The organism is Granulicella sp. L60, assembly GCF_009765825.1.
GTDB lineage: Bacteria > Acidobacteriota > Terriglobia > Terriglobales > Acidobacteriaceae > Edaphobacter.
Genome location: NZ_LMUR01000018.1, coordinates 1,057,267 through 1,080,463 on the forward strand (window position 1 = coordinate 1,057,267; position 23,197 = coordinate 1,080,463).

A 23,197-nucleotide genomic window follows, 5' to 3' on the forward strand; every position below is an offset into this window, starting at 1 on the left:
GCGCTCTTGAATGTTTGCTACGTACTCTTACTTCTGGTTCTGCTGACCACGCCAAAACCTGGGCTGGGTCAGCAGGATCAGGATGCGGCGTTCGCATCGGTGGTGGCTGCGGCGCAGAGGGCGCAGGGCAGCAACGACTATGCGGGGGCGGTGGCGAGTTACAAACGGGCAGTGGAGCTTCGGAGGGATATTCCGGAGCTATGGGCGAATCTTGGATTGATGCAGCATGAGTCGCAGGACTATTCGGGAGCGGTGCAGAGTTTTCAGCAGGCAGTGCGGCTGAAGCCTTCGTTGTATGTGCCTCAACTTTTTCTTGGAGTCGACTTTATGCGGATGGGTGATGCGAAGGCGGCGATTCCGTATCTGCTAAGGGCTGAGATGATGAACGGCACGGATGGTTTGCCTCCGCTGACGCTGGGACGTGCGTATGCTGCGGAGGGGAGATATGTGCTCGCGGCGAAGGCGTATGAGCGGGCGATTCATCTGGACTCGGGGAAGAGTTCGGCGTGGTTTGGGTTGGGGATTGCGCGGTTGGACGAGGTGGAAGAGGATGCGCGCAAGGCTTCAGAGGGGGATCAGAGTTCGGCTTATGTGAAGGCGCTGTATGCGGAGTCGCTGGTGAAGCAGGCGCGGTATAACGAGGCGGTAGATGTGTATAAGGGGGTGCTTGCGATGGAGCCTCGGCCACCGTGTGTGCAGGCGGAGCTGGGATTTTTATTGTTGAAGCAGAAGGATGCGGCGGGTGCGGAGGCGGCGTTCGATGCGGAGCGGAGGGCGGATGCGGGATGCTCGCTGGCGATGCTGGGAGAGGCGCGGATGCGGTTGGATGCGGGGGCTGGTGAGGATGCGCTGAAGATTCTGGATGAGTTGTGGAAGAGGGATCGCGGGTTTCTGATGGCGAATGCGTCGGCGCTGGTGGATGGGTTAGATGCTGCGCGGACTGCGGGTTTTCAGGGGGAGATTGCGCAGAAGAGTGGCGAGATTGCGTCGGAGCTTTCGAGTTTTCTTTCGGGTGTGTTGCGGGGTGAGTTGGTGGTGTCGCCGGGTGTTGCTGAGGTGAGGGCGGATGCTGTGGCGCGAACTGCACAGGTGGATTATTGGTCTGGGCGATATGGGCAGTGTGCTATTCGGGCGAGAGAGGGTTTGAAGACGAAGAGTGTGGCGAGTTTGCAGTTGCTGGCGACGTGTGCGTACTTTACCGGCGACTATGATCTTGCTTCGACTGCGGCGGAGGTGCTGGGTGCTGTTGCGCCGCGGTCGGTGGTGGCGCTGTACTGGTCGATCAAGGCGAATGAGCGGCTGGCGTTTCGTGCGTTGGAGCGGTATCAACAGTTGGAGCCGAACTCTTCGCAGAGTCATCTGTTGCTGGGCGATATCTATAGGCAACGGACGAGGTTTGAGGATGCGCTGGGTGAGTATGAGAAGGCGCTGGCGATGACGCCGAACGATCCGGCGGCGCTGATGGGATTGGCGTCGGCGTACTTCGGCAATGGGAATATGGAGATGGCGAAGAAGACGGCGCAGAGGGCGCTGGACCAGACGCCGAGTGATCCGGAGTTGAATCTGCTGATGGCTGAGGTGCTGGTGTCGGGTCGTCAGTTTGCTGCTGCGGAGCCGTACCTACAGATTGCGCTGCATGCAAAACCGCAGATGCTGCCGCATGTTCATGCACTGCTGGGACAGGTCTATGCGGATGCGGGTAAGACGCAGCCGGCGATCGATGAACTTTTGCTTGGCATCGAGACGGATCGGGATGGGAGTCTGCACTATCAGCTGGCGCGGCTCTATCGGAAGAGCGGAGACAACAAGGCTGCGGCTGCGGCGATTGAACAGATGAAGAGGATTGAGCAGCAGCGCAGGGAGAGAGCGGTGACGGCGACGCGGGATGCGCACTCATCTACACTGGAGGACGGACCTTAGCTCTGCGTTGATGGCGTGCCGCTTCGCAGTGCTGCCTATCTGCGGGGTCCTTCTTCCTCACAAGCTGTGATTTTTAACTTTCTACGATTCCTAACTTTTCGGCTATTAGGTTTTACTCAGGACGAATGATGCGACGCTTTCCTTCTTTTTTTGCCGGGCTTACGGCGGCTGTTTTCTTTGCGGTTCAACCGTCTTCCGTTCTGTATGGACAGGGGGCTTCTGCGCCGGCTCTGTTTGCGTTCGATCGTGCGACTGGGTCTTCGGCGCTGCCGAATGGCGTGGTGGTGAGGGATGGGGATGCGAGTGAGGAGATTACTGCGCTGCGGGACGATGTGCTTCGTGTTCGGGTGGCGCGCGGGAAGGCGATGCCGGAGGACGCGTCGTGGGCGGTGCTGGCGGAGGCTCGGCGTAGTTCGGTTGCGGTGACGCAGGATGTGACGTCGGAACACTTTGGCTTTCGCACGAAGATGCTGCGGGTGGAGATTGAGAAGAAGACGCTGCGTCTGACCATTCGCGATATTGCCGGGAATGTTCTGCAACAGGATGCGCTGCCTGTGCACTTCGATGGGGCGGCGTTTCGTGTGTCGAAGGCGATGCCGCTGGATGAGCACTACTTCGGGCTGGGCGATAAGACGGGGCCGCTGGATCGGCGCGACCAGGCTTTCTCTCTTTGGAATACGGACTCTTATCGGTTTCAAGAGTCTACGGATCCGATCTATAAGGCCATTCCTTTTTTTATGACGTACAAAGCTGGGGTTGCGCTGGGTGTGCTGCTGGATAATACGTGGCGGACGAGCTTCGACTTTGGAAGAGAGTTGCCGGATGTCTATTCGTTTGGCGCGGTGGATGGGCCGCTGAACTACTACGTGATGTATGGGCCGGCGCCGAAGCAGGTGGTTGAGGACTATGCGTGGCTGACGGGGAAGCCTCCGATGCCGCCGATGTGGACGCTGGGCTTTCAGCAGTCGCGATATACCTACACGCCGGAGTCGCGGGTGCTGGAGGTGGCGCAACGGTTCAGGACGGATCGTATTCCGGCGGATGCGATCTATCTCGATATTGGATTTCAGGATAGGAATCGGCCGTTCAGTGTGGACCGGAAGTTGTTTCCGGACTTTGCGGGGATGGTCGCGCATTTGAAGGAAGAGAACTTTCATGTGGTTGCGATTACGGATCTGCATATTGCGAAGGCGCAGGGTGAGGGATATCAGCCGTATGACAGTGGGATGGCGGGCGATCACTTTGTGAAGAGTGCTGATGGAAGTGTGTACAGCGGGCGGGTGTGGCCGGGGCCGAGTGTGTTTCCGGACTTTACGCAGCAGCAGACACGGGTGTGGTGGGGGACGTTGTATCGCGACTTTCAGCATATTGGTATTGATGGGTTCTGGAACGATATGAATGAGCCGTCGGTGTTCAGCTCGCCGACCAAGACGATGCCGCTGGATGTGGTCCACAGGATCGATGAGCCTGGGTTTGCGAAGCGCACGGCGACGCATGCGGAGATTCATGATGTGTATGGGATGGAGAACTCGAGGGCTACGTTTGATGGGTTGCTGGCGTTGGAGCCGGATACGCGGCCGTTTGTGCTGACGCGTGCGACGTATGCGGGCGGACAGCGGTACGCCGCTACGTGGACGGGGGACAACAGCAGTACGTGGAATCATCTGCGGATGACGACGCCTATGCTGGAGAATCTTGGGCTCAGCGGCTTCTCGTATGCGGGCGCGGATGTGGGGGGATATGCGGGGACGCCAACGCCCGAGCTGCTGACGAAGTGGCTGGAGGTTGCGGCATTTCAGCCGATCGATCGCGATCATAGCGAGTTAGGAACGGGCGATCAGGAGCCGTGGGTTGGCGGTGCGGAGCAGGAGGGGATTCGGCGGCGGTTTATCGAAGAGCGCTATCGGCTGATGCCCTATTTGTATACGCTGGCGGAGGAGACGAGCAGGACGGGGATGCCGATGGTGCGGCCTTTGTTTCTGGAGTTTCCCGATGCTGCGCCGGATCGCCATCCGCTGGATGTGGATATGGCTTCGTCGGCGGAGTTTTTGCTTGGGCGTAATTTGTTGATCGCGCCTTCGCCGTGGCCGGAGCAGCTGGATGATTACTTTGCGGAGCTGCCTTCGAGGGAGTGGTATGACTACTGGACGGGCAAGAGGGTTGAAGCTTCGTCGGGGCCGGTGAATCTTGCGCAGCCTGAGAGCCTGTTGATGAAGCGGACGGTGGCGGTGAAGCTGCACCCTGAGCTGGCGACGCTTCCGGTGTTTGTTCGTGGAGGGGCGATTCTGCCGGTCGAACCGCTGGTGCAAAGTACGAATGAGAGGCCGCAGGGGCCGCTTACGCTTCGGGTGTATCGCGGCGGTGAGGGTGACGATTGCGCGGGCAGTCTGTATCTGGATGATGGCAAGACGTATGCGTTTCGGAAGGGCGATTTTTTGCGTATGCAGTTTAGCTGCAGCACGGAGGGGGATGGTCTTTGGCTGCATGTGTCGGCGCATGAGGGATCCTTTCCGGCTTGGTGGAGTGAGATTCGCGTGGAGGCGTATGGATGGGGTGCGCCGCAGGGGCGTGTGCTGGTGAACGGAAGAGAGGCGGCTGGCGGCGCGGCTACTGCGTTGCCGGAGGGGTTCAGCGTGACGTTTGCCGACGATGGAAAGGGTGAGGATGTGCAGCTTCGCTAGGCTGCCTTGACATCGCACCCGGCGGAACATAGGGTTAGAGTAGTTCTTGAAGTCGGACGAAGAAGCCGGTGAGACCCCGGAGCGGTCGCGCCACTGTGAATCGACAGAGCATTGTTGAGAGCCAGACCTTCTCTCGCACATCAAGTGAGCTTTACATCGGGACGCATGATCCCTGGAGGTTTCAATATGGCTCAATTCGCTTCTACTTCTATCTCGCACCCGGTTGCGATTCCTGTTATTCCGGTTCGTGAACTGATGCCTTACGCGCTGTTTGGCGGTCTCCTGATGCTGCTGGCGATCTACTTCGTCGGCGCGGAGCAGGGCGCCACGTCGCTGATTCATGGACGGATGGTTCACGAGTTTGTGCATGATGGACGCCATCTGCTCGGCTTTCCCTGCCATTAAGGTCTTTGCTGGTCACTCCCTGCTAGTAGGCCTTCCGGCTGCTCGGCAGGGCTCTTTCGCGCGCAAGGCAACTTTATGACTCGAACTTTTCTCCTTCGCGGGATGCTTGTGGGCATCGTCGCGGGCCTCATTGTCTTTGCGTTTGCTCGGGTGGTTGGCGAGCCGCAGGTCGAGAGAGCGATTGCGTTTGAAGCTGGTATGGATCAGGCGAGGGGTGAGGCGCCGGAGCCTGAGATGGTCAGCCGCAAGCTGCAGCGAGGCTTTGGGTTGCTGACTGGCACACTGGTGTATGGCGCGGCGATTGGCGGTCTCTTCGGACTTGTCTTCGCGTATGCGTATGGACGCTCTCCGGTTACAGATCCACGGGCGCTAGCAGCTCTGCTGGCGGCGATTGGATTCGTCACGATCGTGCTTGTGCCTACGTTGAAGTATCCCGCGAATCCGCCCGCGGTCGGCAATGCAGAGACGATTGGCGTTCGTACGGGTGCTTATTTTTTACTGATTGCTTCTTCGCTTGCGGCTATGGTGCTGTCGATGAAGGCGGGGCGTTATCTGAGCAGGCGCTATGGGGCCTGGAACGGATATCTGCTGGCGGCGGCTTTATATGTGGTGATTGTGAGCGCGGTGTCTCGCTGGATGCCGGAGATCGATGAGGTTCCGGCGGGATTTCCGGTGACGCTGATGTGGAAGTTTCGCGTGGCGTCGTTGGAGATTCAGGTGGTGTTGTGGGCGGCGCTTGGACTTCTCTTTGGGTGGTTGACGGAGCGTGATCTGAATTCGTCACGCACAGCAGCCTGATCTTCATGCGGTGATCAGGCTGCCGGGTGGTGCGGGAGAGTCTCTACTTCTGAATGGTCGTGTCGGCCTTTGTTAGCTTCTGCGAGACCTGGGATGGGGTGGATAGCTGCGTCCTGTCCCAGCCTCCGCCGAGTGCTTCGATCAACTGAACCGAGGCTGTCATCTGCGTGGTGTAGAGCGATGCAAGCGACTGCTGGTTGGAGAGGAGCGTTGTCTGGGCGGTGACGACGTCGACGTAGGGATCGATGCCGGTCTCGTAGCGGGCTGTCTCGAGTGTGACGAACTCCTGCGAGGAGGCGACGGCCTCCTGCTGGCGCAGGATCTGCTGTGACAGGATGCGGACTGAGGCGAGGTTGTCTTCTACCTGCTGGAAGGCGGTGAGGACGGTCTGGCGATAGCTGGCGAGGTCGGCGTTGTAGGTGGCGACGAACTGGTTGACGGTGGCGCGGCGGAGGCCGGCGTCGAAGATGGTCTCGTTGACGGTGGGGCCGATGGACCAGAAGCGGCTGGGCCAGTCGACGAGATGCTTGAAGGTGGAGCTTTCGAAGCCGCCCTCGGCGCTGAGGGTGAGGTCGGGATAGAAGGCTGCGTAGGCGATACCGATCTCGGCGTTGGCGGCGGCCATGTTGCGTTCTGCGGCGGCGATGTCGGGGCGGCGCTCCAGGAGCTGCGTGGGCAGACCGACTGGAATGGGTGGCGGATTTATGCTGAGCGGCCTTACGGGGATGGAGAAGCTGGAGGCGTTGGCTCCGACGAGGACGGCGATAGCGTGTTCGAACTGCGCGCGGGCGACACCGAGGTTGATGGCCTGAGACTGTGCGGTCTGCAGGGTGGTTCTGGCTTCGACGACGGAGATCTGATCGCCTACGCCGGTGTCGTAGAGAGACTGGGTGAGGGCGAGAGCTTTTTTGTCTGCTTCGACGGTGGTGTCGAGGATCTTTTGCAGGGCGTCCTGGCCGTGGATCTCGTAGAAGGTGACCGCGAGGGTGGCCTGTTCGGTGAGGCGCTCGTTTTCGAGGTCGGCCTGGCTGAGCTGCGCGTTGTACTGGGCTTCACGGATGGTGTTGCGGATCTTGCCCCAGAGATCAGGCTCCCACGATGCCGTGAGGGGAAGCGTGCCGACGGAGCTTTGCTGGCCGACGTTCGCGATGCTGGAGTTTCCGAGGTTGGAGGAGCTCTTGGAGCGCTGGTAGGCGGGCGCTGTTCCGAGGGTTGGGTAGAGCTGCGAACGGGCCTGCGCGATGAGGGTGCGGGCCTCCATGAAGTTCTCGAAGAACTGCTTGATGTTCTGGTTATTGATGTTGAGCTGTTCTTCGAGCGCGTTGAGTTCGGGGTCGTTGTAGATCTCCCACCACTTGCCGCGAAGCATGGCGTCCTGCGGCTGCGCGACCTTCCAGCCCTCGGTGTCTTTGAACTGCGTCGGCGACTCTTTGTAGGTAGCCGGCGGCGCGGTGAGGGTGGCTGCGGGCTGGTGGTATTTCGGCCCGACCATGCAGCCCGTCAGGAAGACGGTGGCGATGGAGGTGAGTGCAACGGTGTGACGAAGATGAGTCATAGTTTTAGACATTTTATTTACTCCGCTCCGGCGGCTACGGTGCCGTCCGTGGGATGAAAGGTGTCGCGGGTCTGTCCCATCGCGCGCAGGCGCAGGCGGTCGAGCGTGAGATAGACGACGGGGGTGGTGTAGAGGGTGAGGAGCTGGCTGACGATGAGTCCTCCGACGATGGTGATGCCGAGCGGACGGCGAAGCTCAGAGCCGGTGCCGGTGCCGAACGCCAGCGGAAGCGCGCCGAAGAGGGCTGCCATGGTGGTCATCAGGATGGGACGGAAGCGCAGGAGGCAGGCCTGGAAGATGGCGTCCTCTGTGCTGAGGCCTCCTTCGCGCTCTGCCTGGAGGGCGAAGTCGATCATCATGATGGCGTTCTTCTTCACGATACCGATGAGGAGCACGATACCGATGATGGAGATGATGTTGAGGTCTTCTTTGAAGAGCATGAGCGCGAGCATGGCGCCTACGCTGGCGGAGGGAAGCGTGGAGAGGATTGTAAGCGGGTGAATGAGGCTCTCATACAGGACGCCGAGGACGATGTAGACCGCGAGCAGTGCGGTGAGGATGAGGACGGGCTCGGTGCCTAAGGACTGCTGGTAGGCGAGGAGCGTTCCGGCAAAGAAGCCGTGGACGGACTTGGGGGTGCCAAGGCGCTGCTGCATCTCGGCGATCTCAAGCGTTGCATCGCTGAGCGAGACGCCGGGCGCGAGGTTGAAGGAGACGGTGACCGAGGGAAAGAGGCCGGTGTGGTTGAGCGCGAGAGGGGTGGTGCTGGTCTGGGCCTTCGCCATGGTGAAGAGCGGCGTGTTTCCGCTTGCCGTGGTGCTGCTGGCGCTGGTGGAGTGGAAGTAGATGTCCTTGAGGCCCTCGGGAGTTTGCCAGTAGGGGGGAGCGACCTCGAGTACGACGTAGTACTGATTAAGTTGGGTGTAGATGATCGAGACTAAAGACTGGCCGAAGGCGCTGTAGAGTGCGGAGTCGAGCGACTGTGAGGTCTGGCCCAGCTTTGCCGCTGTGACGCGGTCGTAGGTGAGGCGCTCGTCGAGGCCGCCGTTCTGCTGGTCGGAGCTGACGTCCTGGAAACCGGGAAGACGCATCATCTCGGCGAGCAGGCGCGGTCCCCACAGGGAGAGGTCGGTGACGTTGTCGGCCTGAATCGTGTACTGATAGAGCGCGTTGCTGGAGCGGCCGCCGATGCGGAGGTCCTGCGAGGCCTGGAGGAAGGTGGATGCGAGCGGGAGGCGGTTGAACTGTGGCCGAAGGCGGTTGATCACGTCGGCCGCTCCGATCTTGCGCACGTCCAGCGGCTTCAAGGTCACATACATATTGCCGGTATTGGTGGCACCCTGACCGCCGGTGAAGTCAATTACATTTTCTACCGCTGGATCCTTCTTGACGATGTTGGCGATGACCTGGAGGTCGCTGTTCATCTTGTAGTACGAGGCGTCCTGCGGTCCGCGGACAGCGCCAGCGAGCGAACCGGTGTCCTGCTGCGGAAAGAAGCCTTTAGGAATCTTGATGACGATGGCGACGTTGAGCAGGATAGTGAGGAAGAGGACCGTGAGGGTGAGGCCGGGGTGCTGCAGGACCCAGTGCAGACTGCGTCGATAAACGGAGAGGATCCACTCGAAGAAGCCATCGGTGATACGGCGGAAGGGGCCTTGCTTCTTGCCGTGCTCGCTGCGAAGAAGGTAGGCGCACATCATCGGCGTCGTGGTGAGCGAGATGACCATGGAGACGAGAATGGCGGTGGAAAGGGTGATGGCAAACTCGCGGAAGAGGCGGCCGACGATTCCACCCATGAGAAGAAGCGGGATGAAGACGGCGATGAGCGAGATGCTGATGGAGATGACGGTAAAGCCGATCTCCTTTGCGCCTCGGAGGGCGGCGGGAAAGGGCTTCATCCCGTCTTCCAGATGGCGGGTGATGTTCTCCATGACGACGATGGCGTCGTCGACGACGAAGCCGGTGGAGATGGTGAGGGCCATGAGCGACAGGTTGTCGAGGCTGTAGCCCATGAGGTACATGACGGCGAAGGTGCCGATGAGCGAGACGGGGACTGCGACGGCGGGAATCAGCGTGGCACGGCCGCTCCCGAGGAAGACGAAGACGACGATGATGACGAGGATGATGGAGATGATGAGGGTTCGCTCTACATCGCTCACTGACGCCTTGATGGTCGTGGTGCGATCGAGGACGACGGTCATGTCGATTCCCTGCGGGATGGATGCCTTGATGGAGGGCAGCTGCGCACGGATGCGATTGTTGGTGTCGATGATGTTGGCGCCGGGTTGTCGAAAGACGATCAACATGACGGCGCGCTTGCCGTTGAGATATCCGGAGGTGCGAACGTTTTGCGTGGAGTCGACGACGTCTGCGACGTCTGAGAGACGAACGGCCGAACCGTTGTTATAGCCGATGATGATCGGCTTGTACTCTTCGGCGTGGGATATCTGCGCGTTATCGATGATGTCTGCGGAGATATCGCCGTTGGTGATCTGGCCCTTGGCGAGGTTGGAGTTCTGCAGGCTCAGGACGGACTGCACGTTCGACATGGCGAGGCCGTAGCCTGCGAGCTTGGTTGGGTTGACCTCGACACGGACGGAAGGCAGAGCGCCGCCGCCGGGGTTCACCTGGCCTACGCCCTGAATCTGAGAGAGCTTCTGCTGGACGATGGTGGACGCTTCGTCGTACAGCTTGTCGGGGCCGTACTTGTCGGAGGTGAGGCCGATGATCATGACGGGCGCGTCGGCGGGGTTCACCTTTCTGTAGGTCGGGTTTCCGGGAAGATTGGCCGGGAGATAGGTGCGGGCGGCGTTGATGGCGGCTTCGACGTCGCGCGCTGCGGCATCGATGTTGCGGCTGAGGTCGAACTGGATGGTGACAGAGGTGGTGCCGAGACTGCTTGTCGACGTCATCTCGGTGACGCCGGCGATGTGGCCGAACTGGCGTTCGAGTGGCGTGGCAACGGAGGAGGCCATGATCTCGGCGCTGCCTCCGGGGAGACTGGCGCCAACGGAGATGGTGGGAAAATCAACCTGCGGAAGCGGAGAGACGGGCAGAACCGTAAACGCGATGCCGCCGGCGATGGCGATGGCGATGGTGAGCAGCGTCGTCGCTACGGGGCGATGAATAAATGGTGCGGAGATATTCATGACTGCCCTGCCGGTTCCCCTTCAGCTTCCTCGTGTGCGTCCTTCTTTTTTGAAAACCGGTGTCCGAGGTTGTCGAAGAAGATATAGATGACGGGGGTGGTGTAGAGGGTAAGGATCTGGCTGAGGAGAAGACCGCCGACCATGGCGATGCCGAGCGGCCTGCGCAGCTCGGAGCCGATGCCGTGTCCGAAGGCGAGTGGAAGACCGCCGAGGAGCGCGGCCATCGTGGTCATCATGATGGGACGGAAGCGGAGCAGACAGGCCTCGTAGATGGCTTCGGCGGCGGTCTTGCCGTGATGGCGCTCCGCCTCCAGGGCGAAGTCCACCATCATGATGCCGTTCTTCTTCACGATACCGATCAATAGGACGAGTCCGATGATGGCGACCACGCTTAGATCTTGGTGGAAGAGGATGAGCGAGAGGAACGCGCCTACTCCGGCGGATGGGAGGGTGGAGAGAATGGTGATGGGGTGGATGAAGCTCTCGTAGAGGACGCCGAGCACGATGTAGACGGTGACGAGCGCGGCGAGAATGAGAAGCGGCATGTTGGAGAGCGAGTTACGGAACGATGCCGCTGTTCCCTGGAAGTCAGCCTGCAGACTCGCAGGCATGTTCATGTCTTTCTGAACCTTGGTGATATCGGTGATGGCACCACCGAGAGCGGCGTTCGGGCCCAGGTTGAAGGAGACGGTGATGGCGGGAAACTGTCCCTGGTGGGTGATGGAGAGTGCTTCAGTGGTCGTCTCGAAGTGTGAGAAGGCGCTGAGTGGAACGGCGCTGCTGTAGGCCGAACTGGTGGTTCCTGCCGACGTCGCGCCTTTGCTCGAGGTCGCGTTCGAGGTGCTGGAGGTCAGCGCGTTGACTGGAGGAGAGAGGGTGTTCGCCGATGGATTGAAGAGCGGTGAGGTGGTGAGGGCGTTCGATCCGGCCGAGCTCGATCCCTGAGAGGCAGAAGAGGTTGCCGCACCGGCACCGGTCGTGCCGGCGGAGGAGTTCGACTGCACGTAGAGGTGGTTCAGCTTGTCGGGATCGATCTGAAACTGCGGCTGGGCTTCGAGGATGACGTGGTACTGGTTGAGCTGCGTGTACATCGTGTTGATCTGGCGCTGGCCGAAGGCATCGTAGAGGGTGTTGTCGATGGTGGTGGGCGTGATGCCGAGGCGGGATGCGGTGGCGCGGTCGATGACGAGAGAGACTGCGAGACCGCCGACCTGTTGATCGGTGGCTACGTCTTCGAGGCCAGGCAGCTGCTTCAGGCGGGTGACGAAGCGGCCGGTCCATTCGTTGAGTTCGTTCTGGTCAGGATCTTCGAGGGTGTACTGGTATTGCGTCCGGCTCACGCGGTCGTCGACGGTGATGTTCTGCACCGGCTGCATGAAGAGCTGGATGTCTTTGATGTCTTTCAATTTGGATTGAAGCCTGCGCACCACGTCGGAGGCGCTGAGGTCGCGCTGATCGAGAGGCTTCAGGTTGATCGACATTCTTCCGCTGTTGGTGGTGACATTGGTTCCGTCTGCGCCGATGAACGACGAGAGACTTTCCACTGCGGGGTCCTGAAGGATGACCTTTGCGAGCTCCTGCTGCTTCTCTGCCATGGCCTTGGAGCCGATGGTCTGCGAGGCTTGCGAGATACCTTGAATGACGCCCGTATCCTGCACGGGGAAGAATCCCTTGGGGATGATGACGTAGAGGTAGACCGTGAGCATCAGGGTGGCAAGGGCGACGAGGAGGGTGATGGTCTGGTAGCGGAGCACGACCTTGAGCGTGCGACCGTAGAAGGCGATCATTCCTTCGAAGACGCGTTCGGACGCCTGGTAGAAGCGTCCCTGCTGGGCTTCGGGATTGTGCTTCAGGATGCGCGACGCCATCATCGGGGTAAGAGTGAGCGAGACGACCGCCGATACCACGATGGTTACGGCGAGGGTTACGGCAAACTCGCGGAAGAGGCGGCCAACGACGTCGCCCATGAAGAGTAGGGGAATCAGCACGGCGATGAGCGAGACGGTGAGCGAGAGGATGGTGAAACCGATCTGCTCTGCGCCTTTGAGGGCCGCCTGCATGGGGGGCTCGCCCTCTTCGAGGTAACGCGAGATGTTCTCGACCATCACGATGGCGTCATCGACCACGAAGCCGGTCGAGATGGTCAGCGCCATGAGCGAGAGATTGTCCAGACTGTAGCCGAGCGCGTACATGGCCGCAAAGGTGCCGACCAAGGACAGTGGAACCGCAACGCTGGGGATGATAGTCGCGTAGAGGTTTCGCAGGAAGAGGAAGATGACCATGACCACGAGGCCGATGGTGAGGAGGAGCTCGAACTCGACGTCGCTGACCGAGGCCTGAATTGGCGTGGTGAGGTCGGTGAGGGTGGTGATCTCGATGCCTTTGGGAAGGTTGGCCTCAAGCTGCGGGAGCAGTTGCTTGATGCTCTTGACGACGGTGATGGTATTTCCGCCGGGCTGGCGCTGGACGTTGAGGATCACCGCCGGCGTCATGTTCATCCACGCGGCCTGGGTACTGTTTTCGACGCCATCGACGATGTGAGCGACGTCAGTGAGCATGACGGGTGCGCCGTTGCGGTAGGCGACGACGACGCTTCGGTAGTCCTGACTTGTGACCAGCTGGTCGTTCGCGTCGATCTGATAGTCCTGGCGCGGGCCGTCGAAGTTTCCCTTCGCCTGGTTCACGCTGGCTTCGGAGACCGCCGTGCGCAGGTCTTCGAGATTGATGCCGTAGGAGGAGAGTGCGGTTGGGTTCGCCTGGATGCGCACCGCGGGCTTCTGGCCTCCGCTGATGCTGACCAGTCCAACGCCGCTTAGCTGCGAGATCTTGGGGGCGAGGCGCGTGTCTACGAGGTCTTCCACCTGCGACAACGGGACGGTGGTTGAGGTGATGGCGAGGGTGAGCACGGGCGCGTCGGCTGGGTTGGTCTTGCTGTAGATCGGCGGCGCGGGGAGGTTGGCGGGGAGGAAGCTCTGCGATGCGTTGATCGCCGACTGAACTTCTTCTTCCGCGATGTCGATGTTGAGGGCGAGATTGAACTGGAGCACAACGACGGAGGTGCCGCCGGAGCTGGTCGAGGTCATCTGATTCAGACCCTGCAGCTCGCCGAACTGACGCTCGAGCGGGGCTGTGACCGTAGTCGCCATGACCTGCGGGCTTGCGCCGGGGTAGAACGTCAGGACCTGGATGGTCGGGTAGTCGACCTCAGGAAGCGCGGAGACAGGCAGCTGGGTGTAGCTGACAATGCCGACGAGCAGGATGGCAGCCATGAGCAACGACGTCGCAACGGGGCGAAGAATAAACGGACGCGAAGGACTCAAGGAGCATTACTCCCACTTGGGTTGGCTGGGATGGGGGTCTTGGAGACGGTGATCTTGGATTTGTCCTGCAGCCGGTCGAAGCTGCTGTCGGCAAGGACATCGCCGGGATTGACTCCGGTGACGGCCGAGTTGTCGCCTTCGGTCACGCTTGTCTTCACCGACCGCATGTGGGCGACGTTGTCCTGAATAACGTAGACGAATGACGCTGTGCCGTTGTGCTGGACCGCGGAGGTTGGAATCAGGGTCGCGTTCTGCAAGGTGTTGACGAGCAGGCGCGCATTCACAAACTCGTTCGGGAAGAGCATGGAGTCCTTGTTGTCGAACTGGGCTCGAGCCTTCACGGTGCCGGTGGTGGTGTCGATCTGATTATCCAACGTCAACAGGGTTCCGGTCGCGATCTGCTTGAGTGCGGCGCGGTCGTATGCGTCGACGGGAAGCTTCGCGTGTTGGCGCAGACGCGGCTGCACCTGGCTAAGGTTATCTTCGGGAATGGTGAAGATGACGGTAATGGGCTGAAGCTGAGTGATGACGGCGAGGGTCGTGGTTCCGGTGGACTGGACGACGTTGCCGGGATCGACCAGACGCAGGCCGACGCGACCCGAGATGGGCGCTGTGATGTGGCAGTAGCTGAGCTGGACCTGATCGAGCTGGACGGTGCCCTGATCATTCCTGACGGTGCCCTCATCCTGCAGCACCACCTTCTCCTGGTCATCGAGGGTCTGCTTTGGAATGGCGTTTCTGGACCAGGCATCGCGGTAGCGTTCGACGTCCATCTTGGCCTGAGCCAGAACGGCTTCATCGCGCTCGAGCGATCCCTGCGCCTGCAGCAGCGTCGCCTGGTAGGGACGCGGATCGATATCGACCAGCGGATCGCCTTTGCGGACGATCTGGCCTTCGGTGAAGTGTACGGCGATGACCGGGCCGGTGGCCTGGCTAGTGATCGAGGAGGTGTACACGGGTGTGACCGTGCCGATCGAGTCCAGGTAGACGCCGATGTTGCCTTGGGTCGCGGTGGCGGTGGTGACGGCGACGGGGCCTCCGGCAGCTCCATGCCGCGGAGACGAGGCTTGCTTACTTGTATCCTCGTGATGTCTCAGGACCAGAAAAAATGCTGCACCAAAGACAAGAAGAAGAGCAATCCACACGATGACCCGGGAAACTTTATGGGTCGGAGCAGGAGCAGGAGCCGGCAGTTGATGGTCGGCCCCAATGATGGGGTATTTATTTGGATCGGCTGGCAATACGTCTCCCTTGCCACAGTTGAAGTTTCGGACTGAACGCGCAGTCTGTTGCTACCTACAGCTAGTCTATCGACGGATGCACATGTATTAAAAGACTCAGCTTCGCGACTTCCGCTGTCAAAAGATTTGTGAAATCAGCTTTCAGGGCTTCAAATCCGCAACCCGCTGACCGCTCTGATGTTTCCTGCCTCTGTTCGATTGAGCTTGCCCTGCTCTTCATGGTATGATTACCCAATCGGCAGACTACCGTTCACTCGGTAGAGGTCTGGAGCTCGCTCTCCTTGTACCTGAGGTCTTCCCCCGGCATTGTTTGAGTTTTTCTTTCACTCAGGCTTCATCGCCCGGAGATCTTCTGCGATTCAGGATTGGAGCAACTTCGTCATGGCACAAAAATGTGATCTTTGCGGCAAAGGCCCGCAGTTCGGCAACAACATCTCTCACGCCCACAACACCACCCGTCGCCGCTGGAATGTAAATCTGCGGCCGGTAAAGGCACAGGTCAACGGCGCCAGCAAGCGCATGCGTGTGTGCACCAGCTGCATCAAGACCGGCAAAATCATCAAAGGCTAAGCTACACCCAAGACTTTCAGAGATACGACGCCCCAGCCGTTTAATAGACGGCTGGGGCTTTTCCTGTTTTTCTAGTTTTGTGTGAAGGATACCCACTGACGACCGGTCGCCCTGCGCGGGCGGCGATCACTTCGTGATTTGTATACCCCTTCGGGTGGGGCTCCCGTTGGTCGCTTGGGACATTTTGCCACCACCAATCGGGCAGACTGGTGGTGGTTGGTTTATTGTTTGCTGAAGCCTAGCGACGCGCTATTGATGCAGTAGCGTAGTCCGGTCGGCTTGGGGCCGTCGGGAAATACGTGTCCCAGATGCGCTCCGCAGGTGGCGCACTGTACCTCGACCCGGCGCATGCCAAATGACTTATCTTCGATGCTCTGGATCGCATCGGGAGAGACCGGGTTCCAGAAGCTTGGCCATCCGCTTCCCGACTCGAACTTCTTGTCCGAGGTGAAGAGCGGTGCGTTGCAGGCTCCGCAGTGGTAGATTCCATCCTCGTGGTTGTTCACGAGCGCGCCGGTGAAGGGACGCTCAGTTCCGCCCTCGCGCATGACGTGGAACTGCTCCGGAGTTAGAATCTCGCGCCACTCGGCGTCGGTCTTGTGTACCTTCTCGATCTTTGTTGTCTCTGCCATTTTTCCTCCTGCCGTCTGAAGATTAGATGCCTGGCTGTACGTTTTGCTTCATCCGGTCGGCTGGTCTAGCCCTTTGCGATGACCTCAATCTCGACCAGCGCATCCTTCGGTAGACCTGCTACGGCTACGGTCGATCGGGCTGGAGGAACGACGCCTTCGGGGGCAAGATAGCGTGCGTAGACCTCATTCATGGCCGCGAAGTCACCCATCGACTTCAGATAAACGGTGGTCTTCAAAACGTTCTGAAAGCCAAGGCCAGCCGCGGCAAGAACGGCTTTTACATTTTCGAGCACGCGCACCGTCTGTTCGGTGACGCCGCCGGTGACCATCTGGCCGGTGGCGGGGTCCAGACCGACCTGCCCGGATGCAAACAACATGTCGCCAACACGCACTGCCTGGGAGTACGGTCCAATCGCCGCTGGGGCTTCTTTAGTGGAGATTGCAGTCTTGCCTTGAGTCTTGCTTTGATCGCTCATGCCGCTAAGTCTATCTTGTTCTTCGCCGGCTGAAAATCAACGGCTATTCTCTCGTGGATCTTCGCCGATGTGTACGTTTCTGGAAAAATTCTTACACTGGCTTTGACTTTCGATAGGATGGCTCTCATGCGCGCCTCCATCCGTCTCTGCTTACTGGCTGCTCTTGTCTTGGCCTTCGTGACTCTCTCCACCTCGGCCCACGCGGCGGAGAAGCTCAAGACGTTTTACTCCGGCAGCGGCGGCATCTCCTCTGAGGTTCATCGCGTTGTTGTCATCGAGTTCGCTACCGACGGCACCGCTATTCTCCAGCAGAAATGGCACGGCAAGGATGCAGAGACCTGGCACGGCCACTGGAAGCGTGACGGCAAGAACGTTACCCTTACCTACGATGCTGCCCATGGCGAAGGACCTGCTACTGCTTCCAGCGACAAGCCGCTTCCTGAGGCACTCGTGTTTACGTTCAAGCACGGTACTCTCACCGCGACATCCTGGGATGGGACCACGCTCGGGCCGCTGGGTCCTCCGAAGCTGACGCCCTTTGGCGGCAAGGTTCCGCAGGTGACCAGCGTCGCAAGCTGCCAGGCGCTGAACACCACCGATCCGACACAGAACTGCGTCACGTGGGACTCGCGCCGCTAAAGAACATCCGAAGCTTCGGATGTCTGAAGGTCGTTTTGGTGGGTTCGATCTTTGGATCTTAGAAGTAGAAAACAGCCTATGGCGCCTGCCGCGATGGATCCGGCGAGGGTTCCAATCTTCGCAAAGTCTTGCGGGCCGCCCTCCGGCAGCGCCAGTGCCGCAATAAACAAGGACATCGTAAAGCCGATGCCGCAGATCCAGCTCGCCGCGAAGATCTGCATCCAGTCGATGCCTGCAGGCCGTGTGGCTATCTTCACCTTTTCGGCCGCCCATGCGAAGGTGGTGATTCCGAAGGGCTTTCCAAGAAGCAGTCCGAAGGCGACACCCAGAGTGACTGAATGCTTTGCGGAGGCGATGAAGTGTCCGAGGACGTGAACGCCCGCGTTCGAAAATGCGAAGAGAGGCATGATGGCGAAGCTGACCCAGGGCTGAAGCGCGTGTTCGATCCGGTGCAGAGGCGACTCCATGAGGATGCACTGCTGTTCCATGGAGTGCAGCGCCGCCTGCGCTTCGCTGGAGTCAGGTGCCGCCGCTGAAAAGCGATCCAGCAGGCGTTGCATCTTCGCCCGGAAACGCGGCTCGTCGTTCGATTGACGACAGGGGATGGTCAGTGCCATAAGGACACCCGCGATGGTTGCGTGTACGCCCGACTGCATCACCGCAAACCACACGACGATGCCGATCATGGCGTAGATCCAGGGGTTTCGTATGCCAATCTTGTTTGCGGCATAGGAGATGCCAAGTCCTACGACACCGAATGCCAAATAGCCGAAGCTGAGGTGAGCCGTGTAGAAGACTGCAATCACAAGTACGGCGACGATGTCGTCTGCGATGGCCAGTGCGGCGACGAAGAGCTTCAGCGATACGGGTACGCGGTCGCCCAGCAGCGCGAGGATGCCAAGCGCAAACGCGATGTCTGTCGCCATTGGAATGCCCCATGCACGCGCTTCTGCCCCGCCGTGATTCAGCGTGAGATAGAGTGCGGCAGGCAATACGCACCCTCCCACTGCCGCTATAAACGGAAAGGCTGCCTGCCTGAAGGATGACAGCTCGCCGATCAACAGTTCACGTTTGATCTCCAGGCCGACGAGGAAGAAGAAGATGGACATCAGGCCGTCGTTGACCCATAGATGGCGGCTCCAGGTGAGCACGGTCTGTCCTACCCTTGCGGTGAACTCCTGCTCCCAGATGGCGTGGTAACTGTGCTCCCACGGTGAGTTGGCCCAGAGTAGGGCGAGGATGGTTGCGGCCAGCAGCACGACTCCGCCAGATGCTTCTATCTGGGCAAAGCGCGTGAAGGGGCTGGTCAAAACATCGATGGGAGTACGGGTCGAGGTCGTCCTCGGAAGAGGCTCTCTCGGTCCTGTGGGCAGCAACTCTTCCATGGAGAGACTCCTTCCGGAACGTTACGCTAGGCACGTCAGGGAGATACTACAGGTCAGACGTTCTTACCTTAGCCGCTAGAGTACAGCGAAATCTGCGGAGCCACAGGCTGGCTTCAACATTGATCCAATGACAAGTCGATAAATATTTCTGGAAACCGGCGGCATTGTGCGGGGATCGGACATATATTGGTCGCGAGGTGCAAAACTATGGGAATCATGGATATGATCCAATCGCTGGCCGGGCAGACTGGCGCGGCGGCAGGGACCGACCAGGCGAAGGTTGCCGGCGGCTTCATTGAAGCACTCACCCAGCATCCTGAGGGCATTCAGGGCGTCCTCGATGCATTCAAGAACAACGGTATGGCGGAGCACGTCGGCTCGTGGGCCTCGGGCCAGACGGCGACGGCTACTCCGGACCAGGTTCAGCAGGGTCTTGGTGGCACGGGCCTGATTGAAAAGACTGCGGAGAAGGCGGGCGTCTCGCCACAGGTGGTCCAGGTGGCGCTTGCAACGGTTCTGCCGATGGTGATCCAGCACTTCGCGCCGAATGGACAGGCAGCGCCTACAAGCTCGATGGGCAGCATGGCGCAGCAACTCCTCAGCAAGTTCGTCTAATCGAAGCATTTTGCTCCGCTGGCCCTCCATACCGGACGGGCGTGCGGTTTTATGCGTCTAAATTGACACGAAGAACCTTACAAAATCGGTCGCACTGAGACGAAAGAGGTTTAGAGATGGCAGATCTTGATCAGTTGAAACAGAAGTACGCCCCGGTCATTGAAGGCATCGAAAAGTTTATTCCGTACGGAGCCACCCTGGAGACGGTCGACCTGACCGGTGAGCAGCTCCACATTCGAGGCACCGTTCCCTCCACCGTCGTTGCCAACCGCATCTGGGGCTACATCAAGAAGTGCGACCCCACCTACTCCGATCTTCATCATGAGATTGGCACCACCGGCGGCGAGACCCAGCCCTATACCATCAAGTCGGGCGATACGCTCTCGGCGATCAGTCTGCTCTTCTATGGCAATGCGAATAAGTACCCGCAGATCGCGCAGGCGAACAACATCGCCGATCCTAATAAGGTTCCTATCGGCACCACGCTGCAGCTGCCTGTGCTCACCTAGTCTGCGGCAGTCTCTGGGCGCAGCTGGTGTGGAATGAACCTAAACTTCAATCCGCATCGGTTCTGCGATCTCCACCCGGTTGCGCCCGTACGACTTCGCACGATAGAGAGCGTCGTCGGCGGCTTTCAGCAGGGAGATGGGCGTGGAGTCGAAACTTAGGCCCTGAGTGGCGCATCCGACGCTGACTGTGACTACGCCGTGCGGATTTGCCGGGTGAGACAGTCCGCGGCGCTCCACGGCAGCTCGGATCTGCTCGGCGACCATGTGGGCTCCGTAGACGTCGGTACTTGGGAGAACGACCGCGAACTCCTCTCCGCCGTAGCGCGCGAAGAGGTCGGTGGCGCGATGAATGACACTCTGCGTGGTCTCTGCGATAGCGCGCAGGCATTCATCCCCCATGATGTGGCCGTAGAGGTCGTTGTACGGCTTGAAGTGATCGACATCGATCATCAGGAGCGAGAGCTCGCCTCCGTCCCGCATCGTCCGCTTCCACTCGCGGTCGATGGTCTCGTCGAAGTGGCGGCGGTTGGCGATCCCAGTGAGACCATCCACCATGGCGAGATCCTGGGCCTGGCGGACCTGCAGGTTCAGTTCGTCCTCGGTGGCCTTCCGCTTGGAGACGTCTCTTACAACATTGACGAAGCCGCTGGGCGCGCCTGTGACGGAGTCTCGATACAGGCGGATGTTGGCCTCCAGCCACAGAAAACCACCGTCTTTCTTGAAGCAGCGGTAGATCAGGGTTCCGGCCGGATTTCCAGACCTGCAGGACGTAATGAGAGAACGCATGGCGTCAAGATCATCCGGATGGACGATCTGATGGTAGTTATGCCCCAGCAGCTCCTCCGGCTCCCAGCCGAGCATCGATCGTACTGCGGGCGATACGTAGTGCCGGGTACCGGCGAGGTCGGAGAGGACGATGATGTCATTCGAAGCCTCGGCCAGGAGACGAAAGCGTGTCTCGCTGTCGACCAAGTTGCTCTGTAGACGTTCCCGCTCAGCGGTGACGACTTCGACGACGTATAGAACGAGCATCGAGGTTGCCACGAAGAACTGCAGCATGACGGTCCGGGTTGTTATCGAATTGGTGCGCATGAGCGCAATTGGACCGTATCCGGCGATCGTAAAAAATCCTCCGATGATCGACACGATCAAGAGCCCCAGCGCGGAGCCGACCAGCCGTAGACGCACGCCGAGGGCGAGAAGCACAGGAAGTACGAGGAACAGGACAGGAACCCGCGTCTGCCAGAATACGGCGACCGCGACGGCGCTCAGAAGGGCCAGAAGGCCTGCGATCTCCAGCCGTGATCGTCCGGGAAACCGGTCGCGCGCGGTGTAGGAGAGATAGAGCGGAGTGATGACGGCTATGCCCAGTGCATCGGCGGCGAACCAGTGCCGGAAGGCGTTGATCATCGGCATGGCCTGTGCGCCCGAGCGGTTGAGCTGGGCCAGCAGTGAAGCTACGGCAGGTGCAAGGACCACGCCGTACGACAAGAGGGACAAAAACTGCTTGCGCTGCGTCAGGTCGGGGTTTGGGGAGATGGTGCGGTACATGAGCTGTGCCGCGAGTCCTGCCTCCAGCATGTTGCAGAAGGCGAGGTACGACGATGACGGGAGGGCGAACGTCAGGGCCATATTGATGCCCAGGTCGATGCCGAAGCCCACGGCCAGATAGGCAGGCCACTGCCTCCGCGGGGTGGTCAGGAGCATACCAAGCAGGAGACCGTTCGAGGGCCACAGGATCGTGACGCCATCCAATCTCCAGCTTCGCAAGTTCAGCAGCGTTCCCGCTGTCGAAAAGCAGAACAGCGCCAGCGCTACCCATGCTAGTCGTCGAAGAGGCGGCAGATAAGGTAGTGAGCGATACTCCGCGGTTTCAGGATCGAGATAAGTCGTCATCATTCAGTCACTGCTATCGATCTTTTTACGGCGGCGAGCGTTGATGCCGACGTGGTCAGGCTTTCAGTATGTTCTCTTTCGGCAGATTAGGCCTATGAAAGCGATGCAGAAAGACAATGTTGGAACACGAACCCGATGCGGCAATTTTTGTCTCTTATGCGGCGATTCTCTCTATGCTTCTCAGTCGGGTGCCGCTGCTGCGTCCAGCTCGCCGGCGAAGTAGCTCTCTCGAAAACGGATGCGTGCGTCGGGATAATCGGGGATCTTTACACGGATTCTGTGCATGCCGGGAGTTGGACTGCCGTTGGCTTCGGTGTGGGGCTGGAAGCTGAGAAGGTAGTAGTTGTGGACGTGATTGGAGAGTTGGTGCAGGCCTTCGTCGAAGCCTTTTTGCGTGGTGAAGTTGATGTATTCGCCTCCGGAGAGGGCGGCTAGTTCGTGGGAGGCATTCTTTTTCAGGGCGTTGACGGCCATGACGAGGAGGCCGAGCGGGCCGCTGCCGCCACCGTACTTCAGGTCGCTCATGACCTCGGTCTTACCGGGTCCGAAGGCTACGGAGTCGACGACGGTGTTGGTTCGTCCGAGCGTTGCAACTACCTGGGCTGCTTTGATTTGGCTGCCGTGGTCGCGAGTCTCGCTGATGAGCAGGATGGCGTGGCGGTAGTGATTCTGGCGGGCTTCGAGGAGCCTGGCGGCGTAGTCTACGGCGTCGAGGGTGGAGGCGTCGGGGTCGTCGCAGGGCTCGAGCTGGGAGAGAGCGCTGCCGGTCTTCTCCATGCTGGTGGAGAACTTGCCGAGCAGGAGCGGGGCGGAGCCGTATTCGACGACGGCGACCTCGCGGGGGGCGTCTCCGGCGATGCCGTCGATCATGGAGGCGAGGCCGCTGAGCTTGGGGAATTCCCAGCCTGCGGAGCGGCTGCACTGGACGACGACGACGAGCGAGAGGCCGAGGGAGTCGGTGTCTTCGTCGAGGTGGATCTGTTGGGGAACTCCATTGTCTTCAACGACGAACTGCTCGGGTTTCAGGGTGTAGATGACGTCGCCGTGCTTGGTCTGGACGGTGGTGGGGACGAGGACGATGTTGGATTGGGTCCTGAGGGTGAAGTCCTGGTCGCCGGGTGCGGCTGCGGGCGCTGCGGGTGCGGGTGTGTCCTGGGCCATCGCGGTCAGGGTGCAGAGGCAGAGGAGGATGGCATGGAGACAGGGCCGCATGGCTCCAGTCTAACCGGAGGGTCTTTTCGAATTTGTATGAAAAAAGTCGGTCCTGGTGGAAGCGGCGCTTTTCAAGGGTTTTTTGGGAAAAGCGGTGTTTTTTCGTGGTGCGTTGCTGGTGAGTTGTGGTGGATTGTGTGGTGAACGTGGTGGCGAAGCAGTCACTTTTCCGGGGGTGAAATGTACGACAGGTT

At 59.9% G+C, this 23,197-nt stretch carries 17 protein-coding genes; 8 read left to right on the forward strand and 9 right to left on the reverse strand.

Features of this window, described 5'->3' with window-relative positions:
- The first annotated feature begins 6 nt into the window (after nt 1-6).
- The 4 genes from GSQ82_RS14700 (at nt 7) to GSQ82_RS14715 (ending at nt 5,804) form a co-directional block, all read left to right on the forward strand.
- Complete coding sequence (locus GSQ82_RS14700; RefSeq protein WP_158792978.1) at nt 7-1,920, forward strand: tetratricopeptide repeat protein; 1,914 nt, start codon at nt 7-9, stop codon at nt 1,918-1,920.
- Nucleotides 1,921-2,045: 125 nt separating this feature from the next.
- Nucleotides 2,046-4,601 (forward strand): TIM-barrel domain-containing protein, encoded by a 2,556-nt coding sequence (locus tag GSQ82_RS14705; RefSeq protein ID WP_158792979.1) that lies wholly within the window; start codon nt 2,046-2,048, stop codon nt 4,599-4,601.
- A gap of 186 nt (nt 4,602-4,787) precedes the next feature.
- Nucleotides 4,788-5,006 (forward strand): CbtB-domain containing protein, encoded by a 219-nt coding sequence (locus GSQ82_RS14710; protein ID WP_158792980.1) that lies wholly within the window; start codon nt 4,788-4,790, stop codon nt 5,004-5,006.
- A 75-nt stretch (nt 5,007-5,081) separates the two neighbouring features.
- Nucleotides 5,082-5,804, forward strand: coding sequence for a CbtA family protein (locus GSQ82_RS14715; RefSeq protein ID WP_158792981.1), 723 nt, complete (start codon nt 5,082-5,084; stop codon nt 5,802-5,804).
- Nucleotides 5,805-5,847: 43 nt separating this feature from the next.
- On the opposite strand, the gene GSQ82_RS14720 is transcribed toward GSQ82_RS14715, so the two are convergent.
- Genes GSQ82_RS14720 through GSQ82_RS14735 form a run of 4 tightly spaced genes read right to left on the reverse strand, consistent with a single transcriptional unit; the run spans nt 5,848 to nt 15,069 of the window.
- Entirely contained in the window at nt 5,848-7,371 is a 1,524-nt protein-coding gene (locus GSQ82_RS14720; RefSeq protein ID WP_254061658.1) for an efflux transporter outer membrane subunit, read from the reverse strand.
- Nucleotides 7,372-7,376: 5 nt separating this feature from the next.
- Entirely contained in the window at nt 7,377-10,508 is a 3,132-nt protein-coding gene (locus tag GSQ82_RS14725; protein WP_158792982.1) for an efflux RND transporter permease subunit, read from the reverse strand.
- Entirely contained in the window at nt 10,505-13,828 is a 3,324-nt protein-coding gene (locus GSQ82_RS14730) for an efflux RND transporter permease subunit (RefSeq protein ID WP_158792983.1), read from the reverse strand. The genes GSQ82_RS14725 and GSQ82_RS14730 overlap by 4 nt, the downstream gene beginning before the upstream one ends.
- Complete coding sequence (locus GSQ82_RS14735) at nt 13,825-15,069, reverse strand: efflux RND transporter periplasmic adaptor subunit (RefSeq protein ID WP_158792984.1); 1,245 nt, start codon at nt 15,067-15,069, stop codon at nt 13,825-13,827. Before GSQ82_RS14735 ends, GSQ82_RS14730 begins: the two co-directional genes overlap by 4 nt.
- Nucleotides 15,070-15,450: 381 nt before the next feature.
- On the opposite strand from GSQ82_RS14735, the gene rpmB reads away from it, so the two are divergent.
- Nucleotides 15,451-15,639 carry a 50S ribosomal protein L28 gene (rpmB, locus tag GSQ82_RS14740; RefSeq protein WP_158792985.1) on the forward strand — a complete coding sequence of 63 codons (189 nt, stop codon included), beginning with the start codon at nt 15,451-15,453 and terminating at the stop codon, nt 15,637-15,639.
- Between the two features lie 221 nt (nt 15,640-15,860).
- On the opposite strand, the gene msrB is transcribed toward rpmB, so the two are convergent.
- Nucleotides 15,861-16,271, reverse strand: a complete 411-nt coding sequence (msrB, locus tag GSQ82_RS14745) for a peptide-methionine (R)-S-oxide reductase MsrB (protein WP_158792986.1) — start codon at nt 16,269-16,271, stop codon at nt 15,861-15,863.
- A 65-nt stretch (nt 16,272-16,336) separates the two neighbouring features.
- The gene (locus GSQ82_RS14750) at nt 16,337-16,747 is read right to left on the reverse strand and encodes a RidA family protein (protein ID WP_158792987.1); all 411 of its coding nucleotides are present in this window, start codon (nt 16,745-16,747) and stop codon (nt 16,337-16,339) included.
- A gap of 126 nt (nt 16,748-16,873) precedes the next feature.
- Here GSQ82_RS14750 and GSQ82_RS14755 point away from each other — a divergent pair, with 126 nt between their 5' ends.
- Nucleotides 16,874-17,386 (forward strand): hypothetical protein, encoded by a 513-nt coding sequence (locus GSQ82_RS14755; protein WP_158792988.1) that lies wholly within the window; start codon nt 16,874-16,876, stop codon nt 17,384-17,386.
- On the opposite strand, the gene nhaA is transcribed toward GSQ82_RS14755, so the two are convergent.
- Nucleotides 17,383-18,771, reverse strand: coding sequence for a Na+/H+ antiporter NhaA (gene nhaA, locus GSQ82_RS14760; protein ID WP_158792989.1), 1,389 nt, complete (start codon nt 18,769-18,771; stop codon nt 17,383-17,385). The two genes, GSQ82_RS14755 and nhaA, sit on opposite strands and share 4 nt — an antisense overlap.
- Before the next feature lie 207 nt (nt 18,772-18,978).
- Here nhaA and GSQ82_RS14765 point away from each other — a divergent pair, with 207 nt between their 5' ends.
- Both GSQ82_RS14765 and GSQ82_RS14770 read left to right on the forward strand, forming a co-directional pair.
- Entirely contained in the window at nt 18,979-19,386 is a 408-nt protein-coding gene (locus tag GSQ82_RS14765) for a YidB family protein (RefSeq protein WP_158792990.1), read from the forward strand.
- A 116-nt stretch (nt 19,387-19,502) separates the two neighbouring features.
- A complete protein-coding gene (locus tag GSQ82_RS14770; protein ID WP_158792991.1) occupies nt 19,503-19,895 on the forward strand; it encodes a LysM peptidoglycan-binding domain-containing protein in 393 nt (130 codons plus the stop codon).
- A 39-nt stretch (nt 19,896-19,934) separates the two neighbouring features.
- Here GSQ82_RS14770 and GSQ82_RS14775 read toward each other — a convergent pair whose 3' ends face one another.
- A complete protein-coding gene (locus GSQ82_RS14775; protein WP_158792992.1) occupies nt 19,935-21,794 on the reverse strand; it encodes a diguanylate cyclase in 1,860 nt (619 codons plus the stop codon).
- Between the two features lie 177 nt (nt 21,795-21,971).
- A complete protein-coding gene (locus GSQ82_RS14780; protein ID WP_158792993.1) occupies nt 21,972-23,003 on the reverse strand; it encodes a VWA domain-containing protein in 1,032 nt (343 codons plus the stop codon).
- Between the last annotated feature and the right edge of the window lie 194 nt (nt 23,004-23,197).